We start from the raw sequence: 12239 nt of genomic DNA, 5'->3' as shown, positions 1-12239 counted from the left end.
ACCTACGTGTTACTCACCCGTCCGCCGCTAACCCAACGGTTTCCCGAAGGAAACCATTAGGTCCGCTCGACTTGCATGTATTAGGCACGCCGCCAGCGTTCGTCCTGAGCCAGGATCAAACTCTCCATTAAAGTGTTTGACTTGCTCATTTTGAATCTGACGAGAAAGGATGGAATTTTAATTTTCGCCGAAGCTCAATTGAAATTCATCCATTTTAATTCTCATTCGATCAAAGAACCGAAGTTCTTCAATCTTGTATCTCACTCGTTGTTCAGTTTTCAAAGATCAATTTCTCATGCGTTGTGACGGCGACTTTCTAATATCTCGCCAGCAACTCTTATAATATAACACAGCCACCAAGCAAATGCAAGCACCTTTTCAATTGGTAAAACCTTCAGCCAATCTTTCAAGCTTGCCCTTAAAAGGGGCGACCTATAATATAACCCGACCCCTACTATAAAGTCAACACCTATATTATATTTTCAATATATAAATGTCTCTCATTAACCAAATTAACGATTTGTCCATTAACTGACACAAGCGGTCTGGTTGGATGATTCCGATCCGAGAACACAATTTCCCCTACTCTCTCATCACTAAGCCGCACTCTCGTCCCGTTATGGAATTGGGTAACCTTATTGATGAAGGTCTGTACAATAGCAGGATCTAGCTTGCCGAAAGATTCGGCCTGCAACTGCTCCAACACAAGATATGGCGATTGGGCCTTACGATACCGTTTTTTGAGAGTCATAGCATGAAAAATATCCGCTACCGCCACAATGCGAGAGTAGACATGCATTTTATCCCCAGTCAGACGCAATGGGTATCCCGATCCGTCCACCTTCTCATGATGCTGAAGGGCTGCAAGACGAACCCCCTCATTAAGCGCAGGAGAGTTTCTGAGCATTTGATAACCGTATGTCGTATGCATCCTCATCTCCTCAACTTCATCCGATGAGAGAGGAAGAGGGCTGTACAGCACTTTAGGATCGATCTTAGCGTTGCCAATATCATGGAGCAGACCAGCAAAAGCCACCTGCATCCAATCCTTCTGTGGCAGTCCACTCCATTGCGCAATCAGATAAGAGGTGAGTGCGGACAAAATTCCGTTATGATACATATAGTCATACTCATTCATTGCCCGCGGAGTGAAGGTAAGCACATTATAATATTTCAGTTGGGAAATCAGCGCTTCCAGCTGGTTACGCAAATCCAGTACGGGCAGCTCCGAGGCCAATATAGACTGGAAGGAGCTCTTAATCAAATTAAGCATCCTGTCGTATTCAACATAGAGCTGATCTTGAGGAGACTTCTCGAATTCCACCGTACCGGCTGAGCTCGTCACGGGTCCGTTCTTACTTCCGGTCTCTTTTGTACTAACCACTTTGGAGTCAGCCCCTTCAACCTCCACAGACTGCACCAGAAAGGCCTGTAAGATATCCAGATCACGCGGCAGCAGAATCTTCCCTTTATTAAAAAGAACCCCGCCAAGCGGAGTATGTACAGCCGAAGCAATTTTCACACCTGGTTTTAAATCACTAACTGAAATACTAGCCATGATGAGTATACCTCTCAATTTTAGACTTATTCTTAAAATTTATGGTAAGGTTTCCAAGTTCCTAATATCCGACAGTTCCTATTAAGCCCATTATATTACGTTAACAGCTTCTCTAACAATCAGAAAAAAAGAAGCCCCCACAATAGGGAGGCTCCTTCTGGCCGAATCATTATTCCTCAGTGTCTTCCATATCCGGGAGAATCTCTTCATTCTCAGTAAGATCCATCAGATCCTCCGGACCTGGCAGGGACACTTCTTCTTCAAGGAGTTCTTCAGTTTCTTCTGTTTTGTCTGTCCGACATACAGTAGCCACAGAGTCCTCATCCCGTATATTAATCAGCTTAACGCCTTGGGTGTTACGGCCCATGGTTGAGATTCCAGCCATACTTGTACGGATCAATGTGCCGCTGCTGGTGATAATCATCAGGTCTTCTTCGTCCTTAACCACCTTCAGACCCACCACAACCCCGTTCTTCTCGGTTACATTAATCGTCTTGATGCCTTTACCTCCGCGGCTCTGAACACGATACTCCCCAACCGGGGTACGCTTTCCGTAACCTTTGGCTGTAACGATAAGAACGTCCTGCTCGGGATCAACAATGTCCATACCGATCAGTTGGTCATCCCGATCCAAGGTAATCCCCTTAACCCCAGTCGCACTCCGCCCCATTGAACGCACATCACTTTCAGGGAAACGGATCGACATGCCTTGGGCGGTACCCATGATCAATTCCTGACCTGAGTGTGTGAGCTTCACTTCAATCAGATCATCGTCCTCACGAAGATTAATGGCAATCAGCCCGCCCTTCCGAATGTTCACATAATCATCCAGTGGCGTCTTCTTGACGATACCTTGCCGGGTAGCGAAGAACAGATGCTGGTCCTCTTCAAAATTCTCAACCGGGATGACCGCGTTTACAGTCTCTCCCTGTTCAATTTGAATTAGATTAATAATAGGGGTCCCGCGTGCGGTGCGGCCCAGCTCTGGAATCTCATAGGCTTTAATCCGGTAAGCCTTCCCTTTATCCGTAAAGAACATCAGATAGTGATGTGAGTTCGTTACGAATAAATGCTCCACGAAGTCGCTGTCCTTAGTATCCATGCCGACCACGCCCCGGCCTCCGCGTTTCTGGCTCCGGTAAGTGGATACAGGCAGACGCTTGATATAGCCGGTATGCGTAATGGTAATGACCACATCTTCCCGAGGGATCAGGTCTTCATCGAGAATACTCTCTTCCCCTACGGTAATGACGGTACGGCGATCATCCGTGAATTTCTCTTTAATCTCTTGTAATTCCTGATCAATGATCTCAAGAACAAGAGATTCATTAGCAAGAATCTCACGGTATTCCGCAATTTTCTTAAGCAGTTCGTTATATTCATTCTCAATCTTCTCGCGTTCAAGTCCTGTCAGACGCTGTAGACGCATATCCAGGATCGCCTGGGCTTGTTCAAAGCTCAAACCAAACCGTTCAATGAGTCCTTCACGGGCAATTTCCGCCGTCTGGGAGCTGCGGATCAGTGCGATCACTTCATCCAGATGGTCAAGCGCAATCCGCAAACCTTCCAGAATGTGTGCACGTGCCTCAGCCTTTTTCAGATCAAATTCAGTCCTGCGGCGAATAACCTCAATTTGGTGCTGGAGATAATAATGCAGAACCTCACGAAGAGTCAGAATCTTCGGTTCCTTATTCACAATCGCCAGCATATTGATTCCGAAGGTGGACTGCATCGCTGTATGCTTATACAGATTATTGAGCACCACATTCGGATTTACATCCCGGCGGAGCTCAATCACGATACGCATACCGTTGCGGTCAGATTCATCACGCAGATCCGTAATTCCCTCAATCCGCTTCTCACGGACAAGTTCGGCAATTTTCTCGACAAGGCGAGCTTTATTAACCTGATATGGAATCTCATGCACAATGATCCGTGCCTTGTTGTTATTCTCTTCTATGGTTGCATTGGCACGCATTGTAACCGATCCACGGCCCGTTGTATAAGCCTGACGTATGCCCGAGCGGCCAAGGATAAAGCCTCCAGTCGGGAAATCCGGTCCTTGAATGTAATCCATCAGTTCCAGGGAAGTAATCTCTGGATTCTTGATTAATGCCTGAACCCCATCGATCACCTCACCCAGATTGTGTGGCGGTATGTTTGTAGCCATCCCCACCGCAATCCCGGTTACCCCGTTAACAAGCAGGTTTGGAAAACGTGCCGGCAAGACAACAGGTTCTTGCTCTTCCCCGTCGTAGTTCGGCATGAAATCAATGGTCTCTTTATTGATATCACGGAGCATTTCTATCGCAATCTTGGATAGCCGAGCCTCCGTATATCGCATGGCCGCAGCCATATCACCGTCAATCGAACCGAAGTTGCCATGTCCATCTACAAGCATGGTACGCATTGCAAAATCCTGAGCCATCCGCACCATGGATTCGTATACAGCAGAGTCCCCGTGAGGGTGGTACTTACCGATAACCTCGCCTACGATTCTGGCGGATTTCTTGTAAGGCTTGTCCGGTGACATGCCTAATTCATTCATGGCGTATAAAATACGGCGGTGAACCGGCTTAAGCCCGTCCCGAACATCCGGGAGGGCACGGCTAACAATGATGCTCATAGCGTAATCCATAAAGGATTCCCGCATCTCCACACCAATATCCCGATCTATAATTTGCGAGTGTTTCTCTTCCGCCATGCTGTACCTCCTTATCATCTTCCAAAATGCCTATTTGGTTAAACCCATCCGCTAAATAAACAGCCGCTGTCAACCGTTCATTCCGATCGTCATGTATGCGGAGTAAGCTGTACAAATAGACCTGTAAATCAGTCTCAAGATCAATCCACTTAAGTATGAAAAAAGCCGTAAAATCAGCTTAAACGCCTGAAAACCACTAACATTTATTATATTACTTTCACGATATAAGCACAATTAAACGTTAGCTTCGTAAAACTTCCTTTTCTCCATGCGTTTGATGAAAATTGGGGATGTGTCCATTCCCCTTGCCCACCATTCACATACACTACAATCATAGGCATTCCTGAATTGTCCAAAAAACTTGGAAAATCCCCATATCTTATAATTATATCATTGTTTTTCTCTTCTGTCCTATGTTTTTCGTGTATCCATGGATAACCATCACCTGCTGAGGGAAAGGAAGGAAATTGACCTTGAGAATTCAACGAATAGCAAGCAAGTGGCAAAAAACTCAAATTCTACTGCAGGGTCCGCATCTTCAAGTCTATATTCCAGAGACCCAGAAATTCTCGCTCGAAACTCTAAACACGATGATCCATAAATATGGGCTGGTCTACATCAAGCCGGATAGAGGCACCTACGGTCAAGGGGTTATGAGCGCGGAGTATAACGGACCGCTCACTAGCGATATATTGCCCCAAGCTGAACCACAGGTGCCGCAAATACAGGAGCCTTCACCGCTTCCTCCGTCGTATAAGCATCGTTATGGTGTGCAAACTCAAACCTACCTGAGCATTGATGAGCTTTATGCCGTCTTGATTCACAAAATCCAAGGACGGGAGTATCTCATCCAGCAAGGGATTGACATGCTGACCTATCATAGACGTAAATTTGACCTTCGGGTGCTTGTTCAAAAAAACCTCAAAGGAGAGTGGGAAACAACCGGTTATATCGGGCGTGTAGCCGCGCATCAAAAGATTATTACAAACCACCACGGGGGAGGAACCGCTCTTCCAATTGAGCACTTATTAGGTCCACATATGAATGAACGCCAGCTCCAGCTTATGATTCAAGAACTCCGGCAAATCGGAACTCTGGTTGGGTACCAACTTCAGAGTGCATATCCACGGCTTAAAGAGCTCGGACTGGATGTAGCGGTAGACGCAGGTTTCAAGGCCTGGATTCTGGAGGTAAACACACTGCCTGCGCTTTTCCCATTTAAAGAGCTCAAGGATAAAAGCATTTACAAAAGAATCCGGAAATACGCGATTCATTATGGAAGGTTCTCCAGGTCAAGAAGCGCATCATTCCGGTAACAAGATTCGTGCACAACAAAAAAGCCACAGCCATAGGCTGCAGCTTCATCAATTAAAAATCAAGGTTGGTCACATATTTGGCATGTTCCTGAATGAAATCACGCCGCGGCTCGACATTGTCACCCATCAGCGTATCGAAGATCGAGTCAGCCTGAATGGCATCGGCAATGGAGACCTGCTGCATAGTCCGGCTTTCCGGGTCCATCGTTGTCTCCCACAGCTGAGTGGCATTCATCTCGCCCAATCCTTTGTAGCGCTGAATGTTGACCTTGGCGTTCTCACCAAATTCAGCGATGATCTCGTCACGTTCCTTCTCGGAGCCCGCATAACGGACCGTCTTATTGCGTTCAATCTTGAAGAGCGGCGGCTGTGCAATATACACGTAACCAGCTTCAATGATCTTGCGCATATAACGATAAAAGAAGGTTAGCATCAGAGTACGGATATGCGCCCCGTCCACGTCCGCATCGGTCATAATAATGACCTTGTGGTAACGGGCTTTCTCAAGATCGAAATCATCTCCGATACCGGTACCCAGAGCGGTGATAATCGCCCGGATCTCGGCATTGCCGAGAATACGGTCAAGGCGGGCCTTCTCCACATTCAGGATCTTACCACGGAGCGGCAGAATCGCCTGAAAATGACGATCGCGCCCCTGCTTGGCCGAACCTCCCGCAGAGTCCCCTTCGACAATGTACAGCTCACTGATAGAAGCATCCTTGGAGGAGCAGTCAGCAAGTTTACCCGGCAGCGAGCTGACTTCCAGCGCACTCTTGCGCCGGGTCAGTTCCCGTGCCTTACGGGCCGCTTCACGGGCCCGGGAGGCTTGCAGCGCCTTCTCCAGAATCCGCTTGGAGACCGCAGGGTTCTCCTCCATGAATTCCTGAAGCTTCTCAGCGAACAGGGATTCCACGATGCCGCGCACTTCACTGTTCCCGAGCTTCGTCTTCGTCTGACCTTCGAACTGAGGTTCAGGAATCTTCACTGAGATAATCGCAGTCAGGCCTTCACGCACATCATCACCGGTGAGATTGGAGTCACTATCCTTGATCAGGTTATATTTGCGGGCATAGTCGTTAATAATCCGGGTTAGAGCACTCTTGAATCCGGATTCGTGGGTACCCCCTTCATGGGTATTAATATTATTGGCAAATGAGTAAATATTCTCGGTGTAGCTGTCATTGTACTGGAGAGCAACCTCGACCTGAATCATGTCTCTTGAACCTTCGACATAAATCGGATTCTCATGAAGAGCTTCTTTGTTCTGATTCAGAAACTGTACGTATTCACTGATTCCGCCTTCGTATTTGAACGAATTGGACTGTCCTGTACGCTCATCATGCAGGGAGATGGATATTCCTTTGTTCAGGAAGGCCAGCTCGCGGATACGCGTAAGCAGAATATCGTAATCAAAGACGGTTGTCTCGGTGAAGATTTCCGGATCCGGCACAAACGTTGTTTTGGTTCCTGTCTCATCCGTGTCACCAATAATACGCAGATCATACTGAGGCACACCGCGCCGATATTCCTGCTGATGGATATGACCGTCCCGCTTGACTTCAACAACAACCTTCTCAGACAGTGCGTTTACAACCGATACGCCCACCCCGTGCAGACCGCCGGATACCTTGTATCCTCCACCGCCGAATTTACCGCCGGCGTGCAGCACAGTCATGACTACTTCCAGCGTGGAACGCTTCAGCTTCGGATGTTCTCCTACCGGAATTCCGCGCCCGTTATCAATAACCGTCACACTGTTGTCCTGGTGCACAATAACATCGATGTGGTCGCAGTAACCTCCCAGCGCTTCATCAATACTATTGTCCACGATTTCCCATACCAAATGATGCAGACCTCTGGCGCTGGTAGAGCCGATATACATACCTGGACGTTTCCGTACGGCTTCTAGGCCCTCCAGCACCTGTATCTGATTCTCATCATAGGATTGTTCATTCATCGACATGCTTTCACCTGCTTCTTATAGAAATTCAGTTGTTGCATTTACGCATTTGCAAAAAAATGATGTGCCCGCTTCTTGAGCGTAGCTGAGGAGATCGGTGAATAGTACACAGTCTGCTTCGTCACCACAATCGACTTCGATTCTTCCTCACTAATGTGAACCACCTGCTTCATCTTGAGCGCATGGGTGACGAATTGCTTGGAGATTTTCGAAGACTTCTCGACAGATATATCAAAAATAGCGACAAGCTCAGCAGAAGAAATAATCTTCTCTCCGCCTAAATGAATGTACATACCGTTCCTCCATCCTAGCTATTTACTTGTCCGTCCTGGACATGATAAATACTGGCGTCCTTCAGCTTGCCGGCATTGATCGTCTCAATCCCGGTAGCGGTAATGAACGTCTGTACTTTGCTTTGAAAGGTCTCAATCAATTGAGTCTGGCGGTACGGGTCCAGCTCAGAAAGAACATCATCAAGAAGGAGAACCGGGTATTCTCCGATCTCCTCATGAATCAGCTCGATTTCCGCCAGCTTCAGGGAGAGGGCCGTTGTTCTCTGCTGGCCCTGAGACCCATAAACTTGGGCTTCTTTGCCGTTGATATGGAAGGCCAGATCGTCCCGGTGCGGTCCTGCAAGCGTCATGCCCCGGCGCATCTCCTGATCCTTCATTTGTGATAACTTTATCATAAACTGCCGCAATAAGACAGCTTCATCTTCTTCCTCTGCCTCTCCGAAGGAAGGCAGATAAGCGAGCTCGAGCTTCTCCGTTCCGTTCGTTATGCCCTGATGGATATCAGAGGCCCACTTTTGCAGCTTTCTTATAAATTGTTTCCTTTTCCTGATAATTTTAACACCATGCTCGGCCAGCTGCTCATTCCAAATCTCCAGCATCGTGGACATGTCGCTCCCACTGCCCCAGGATTGCTTAAGCATGTTGTTGCGTTGAATCAGAACTTTCTGATACATCTGCAGATGATACAGATAACTTGGTGTAACCTGTCCAATCTCCATATCCAGGAATCGCCGTCTGATGCCAGGAGTCCCCTTAACAATCTCCAGATCCTCTGGAGCGAACATCACCACATTCAGCGCTCCGATGAAGTCGCTCAGCTTCCGCTGCTCCAAGCCGTTGATCTTAGCCTTCTTCCCCTGGGGAGACAGCCTCAGTTCCAAAGTCACAGCTCCATACTGCTTGTCCACTTCAGCACCTAGATGGGCGGCATTCTCCTGGAATGCGATAAGCTCCCTGTCCTTGCTTGTCCGGTGCGACTTCGTGAGGGCCAGTACAAAGATGGCCTCGAGCAGGTTCGTCTTCCCCTGAGCATTCCGGCCAATGATCAGGTTGACACTGCCGAAGGAATCCATCTTCAGCTCATTATAGTTGCGGTAATGCTGTAGATTTAAATTTTTGACAAACATTGAACGGTTACCCCCTCATCTTACGCTGCCTTTCCCGGGTAGGGCAGTAACGCGGATTACCAGGGAGATTATTCAGCCGTAACTTGAAAAGTACCGCAGTCCTCAACCTCCACAATATCCCCCGGATACAGCTTCCGGCCCCGGCGCTCCTCCGGTTCGCGGTTCACCTTAACCGCTCCCTCCTGCAGCAGGGCCTTCGCCATCCCGCCTGTCGGCACACAATCAGCCAGCTTCAGAAATTGGTCCAGCTTAATATATTCACTGTGGATAAGTATATTTTTCATGCATAATCCCTCCTTCTGAAGTTATCAACAGGTGTATAACTTTTTTTAGTTGGTAGTCCGGTACGGGAGAATCAGGTATAGGCTGCGGCTCTCATCGACCGGCTTAATGATAATTGGACTCATAGGCCCGGTGAATCCAATGTGCAGCTGCTCACTTTCGACAACCTTAAGAACATCAAGCATATATTTAGAGTTAAAAGAAATGCGAAGCGGGTCCCCGGTGAACTCGGCAACATCGAGCTGCTCCGTAACTTTACCAAGTTCAGATGAGCTTGAGGAAATTTCTATTGTACCATCTTCCAAGGTCTGCAGGCGAACAATATTCGTCTTTTCTTCCCTGGAGAGCAAATAAGCACGGTCAATAGATTCGCTGAGCTTCTTGGTATCCAGCACAATCTCCGTTTTGTAGTTGGTTGGAATAATTTTAGAAGTATCGGGATATGTGCCGTCCAATATACGTGAATAGAACAGTACCCGGTCAATTTTGAACAGAACCTGGTTATCTGCCACAACGATATCCACGCGGGTGTTCTGGTCCGGAATGATTTTGCTGAGCTCGTTCAGCGTTTTACCAGAAATGACAATATTGCTGAATCTTACATTCTCGGCATCATCCAATGGAGCCGTACGGCTGGCTAAACGGTGGCGGTCAGTAGCCACGAATTTGAACAGGCTATCACTCAAGTTCCAGAGAACACCTGTAAGAATTGGCGTTGTCTCCTGGGTGGAAATAGAGAAGACCGTCTGCTTAATCATATTGCGGAGCAGATCTCCTGGCATGGAAATAACCTGATCCTCTTCGATGCTTGGAAGTACTGGGAATTCCTCGGGATCAAGCCCTACCATCTGGATGTCGGTTGCGCCAGAGCGGATAAAGGTTTGGAAGCCGTCTCTCACTTCCATCTCAATCTCCTGGGATGGCAGCTTTTTGATGATTTCGACAAAAAACTTCGCAGGCAGTACGACACTTCCCGGACGTTCTACCTGAACGATGGTCTTCTTGTCATCTTCAGCTGGAATAAAAGCCTGAATGGAAATGTCAGTATCACTTGCGGTCAGAATAACGCCTTGAAAGTTAACCTCCAGCTTAATACCGGTCAGAATCGGGATGGTAGTGCGGCTGGAGATTGCTTTGGATACATGCTGGATAGATTCATTCAGATCATTTTTTAATATGCGGATTTTCATAGTTTCAGCTCCTAAAGGTGGTATAGGCAAAAAGTTTGCAGTACAAGGCATATTGGGATTTTGTCATACATATACTCTAATATGCTGCTTATTGGGTTGAAGATGAAGATTGCCGTCAGGGGGATTTCATCTGCACGTGTTATGAAGATGTATATCTTTTAAATAATTATAGAAGTAGTAGGGGGCCTGAATATGTGGATAACCAGGCGAACAACATAAAACGAAGCCTATTCACATGTGTATAAATTGTGCATAGGCTTTTGATCTTTTTATGCTGAAATTTTGAGCTATTTCTGTAAGATGACTTAGGACGAATTCTTGATCTTCTCTGTTAGCGTGTTGATCACTTTATACAGCTCGGGATCGACCTTTAGATGCTGGGTGATCTTCTCATGAGCATGGATAACGGTTGTATGATCCCGGCCTCCGAAGGCATCCCCGATCTTAGGAAGGGAATAATCGGTCAGCTCCCGGGATAGATACATCGCAATCTGCCTTGGGAACGCGATGGCCTTCGTCCGTTTGCGCGCTTTGAAATCCTCCATCCGCAGGTTGTAATAATCGCCAACTTTCTGCTGGATATCCTGGATTGTGATCATCTTCGGCCGGCTGGACGGAATAATATCTTTCAGTGCCTCGGCAGCCAAATGAGTGGTCACATCCTGGTTGATGAGCGAGGAATAAGCTACGACACGGATCAGGGCGCCTTCCAGCTCCCGGATATTCGTATCGATCTGATTCGCGATATACATCATCGCCTCATTCGGAATATCGAGATTCTCAGCCTTGGCTTTCTTGCGGAGAATCGCGATCCGGGTCTCCAGGTCCGGCGGTTGAATATCCGTAATGAGCCCCCATTCAAAGCGGGATCTCAGCCGCTCTTCAAGCGTCGGAATTTCTTTTGGTGGACGGTCACTGGAGATAATGATCTGCTTGCGCTCCTCATGCAGCGCGTTGAACGTATGGAAAAATTCCTCCTGCGTGGACTCCTTGCCGGCCAGGAACTGGATATCATCGATCAGCAGAATATCGATATTCCGGTATTTGTTGCGGAAGCTCTCTGCCCGGTTGTCCCGGATGGAATTAATGAACTCGTTCGTAAATTTCTCGGAAGAAATATAAACCACCTTGCTGCTTGGACTATGTTCGAGAATATAATGTCCGATCGCATGCATAAGGTGGGTTTTGCCGAGACCTACCCCTCCATAGAGAAACAGCGGATTATATGCCCTGGCCGGTGCTTCTGCAACAGCCAAAGAAGCGGCATGTGCGAACCGGTTGCCTGAACCAATAACGAACGTATCGAACGTATATTTCGGATTAAGCATGTGGGTTATCGTGTCTTCACTTGGAACGGGAGGAGGTGTTTGGGCCTGGGGAAGGGATGGTTCGCTTGGTCTTGATTCCTCAATCACAAAGGAAACATCAACTTGCTTGCCCATAATTTCCATGACTGTCGTTGCTACGAGTTTGGTGTAGCGGCTCTCCAGCCACTCCACCGCAAAAGTAGTCGGTGCGGAAATGACGATAGTCTGATCGGTTATAGAAACGGCCTTGGTTGCCTTGAACCAGGTATCATAACTCGGCTTGCTCAGCTTGGTTTGTATGATGGATAAAATTTGCTGCCATATTTCAGAGGTATGGCTGTCCACAGACTGTCACTCCTTTAAAATCATCCAATTGTGGTTAAAGCCATGCGTGGAATGTCGAAAAAAACTGAAATATGGGGGATTTATCCCCATTAATCAGTGAAACGGGAGGATATACACAAAGTATAAAATCGAATTGTTCACAATTTTATCCACAGGC

General features: G+C 47.4%; 9 protein-coding genes and 1 rRNA gene. 1 reads left to right on the top strand and 9 read right to left on the bottom strand.

The features are described from left to right. From KJS63_RS13365 to gyrA, 3 genes are all read right to left on the bottom strand, one after another. A 16S ribosomal RNA gene (locus tag KJS63_RS13365) occupies nucleotides 1-131 on the bottom strand; the annotation flags it as partial. Nucleotides 132-469: 338 nt separating this feature from the next. After that, a complete protein-coding gene (locus KJS63_RS13360) occupies nucleotides 470-1558 on the bottom strand; it encodes an HD-GYP domain-containing protein (RefSeq protein ID WP_213619554.1) in 1089 nt (362 codons plus the stop codon). A 169-nt stretch (nucleotides 1559-1727) separates the two neighbouring features. Then, nucleotides 1728-4262 carry a DNA gyrase subunit A gene (gene gyrA / locus KJS63_RS13355; RefSeq protein WP_213619553.1) on the bottom strand — a complete coding sequence of 845 codons (2535 nt, stop codon included), beginning with the start codon at nucleotides 4260-4262 and terminating at the stop codon, nucleotides 1728-1730. Nucleotides 4263-4735: 473 nt separating this feature from the next. Here gyrA and KJS63_RS13350 point away from each other — a divergent pair, with 473 nt between their 5' ends. Next, entirely contained in the window at nucleotides 4736-5578 is an 843-nt protein-coding gene (locus KJS63_RS13350) for a YheC/YheD family protein (RefSeq protein WP_213619552.1), read from the top strand. Nucleotides 5579-5630: 52 nt separating this feature from the next. Here the strand turns inward: KJS63_RS13350 and gyrB are convergent, their stop codons facing one another. From gyrB to dnaA, 6 genes are all read right to left on the bottom strand, one after another. Next, on the bottom strand, nucleotides 5631-7541 hold the full coding sequence (gene gyrB, locus KJS63_RS13345; protein ID WP_213619551.1) for a DNA topoisomerase (ATP-hydrolyzing) subunit B: 1911 nt from the start codon (nucleotides 7539-7541) through the stop codon (nucleotides 5631-5633). 38 nt (nucleotides 7542-7579) lie between these two features. After that, nucleotides 7580-7831: an extracellular matrix regulator RemB gene (remB, locus tag KJS63_RS13340; protein ID WP_068621657.1), complete on the bottom strand. Its 252-nt coding sequence runs from the start codon at nucleotides 7829-7831 to the stop codon at nucleotides 7580-7582. A gap of 14 nt (nucleotides 7832-7845) precedes the next feature. Next, a complete protein-coding gene (recF, locus tag KJS63_RS13335; RefSeq protein ID WP_213619550.1) occupies nucleotides 7846-8958 on the bottom strand; it encodes a DNA replication/repair protein RecF in 1113 nt (370 codons plus the stop codon). A 68-nt stretch (nucleotides 8959-9026) separates the two neighbouring features. After that, nucleotides 9027-9242, bottom strand: coding sequence for a S4 domain-containing protein YaaA (gene yaaA, locus KJS63_RS13330; RefSeq protein ID WP_068621653.1), 216 nt, complete (start codon nucleotides 9240-9242; stop codon nucleotides 9027-9029). A gap of 45 nt (nucleotides 9243-9287) precedes the next feature. After that, nucleotides 9288-10430 (bottom strand): DNA polymerase III subunit beta, encoded by a 1143-nt coding sequence (gene dnaN / locus KJS63_RS13325; RefSeq protein ID WP_068621651.1) that lies wholly within the window; start codon nucleotides 10428-10430, stop codon nucleotides 9288-9290. Between the two features lie 305 nt (nucleotides 10431-10735). Further along, nucleotides 10736-12082 (bottom strand): chromosomal replication initiator protein DnaA, encoded by a 1347-nt coding sequence (dnaA, locus tag KJS63_RS13320; RefSeq protein ID WP_068621650.1) that lies wholly within the window; start codon nucleotides 12080-12082, stop codon nucleotides 10736-10738. Between the last annotated feature and the right edge of the window lie 157 nt (nucleotides 12083-12239).

The sequence above is a fragment of the Paenibacillus sp. J22TS3 genome (genome assembly GCF_018403205.1).
GTDB classification, from domain to species: Bacteria; Bacillota; Bacilli; order Paenibacillales; family Paenibacillaceae; genus Fontibacillus; species Fontibacillus tuaregi.
This window is presented reverse-complemented; position numbering and strand designations above follow the sequence as displayed.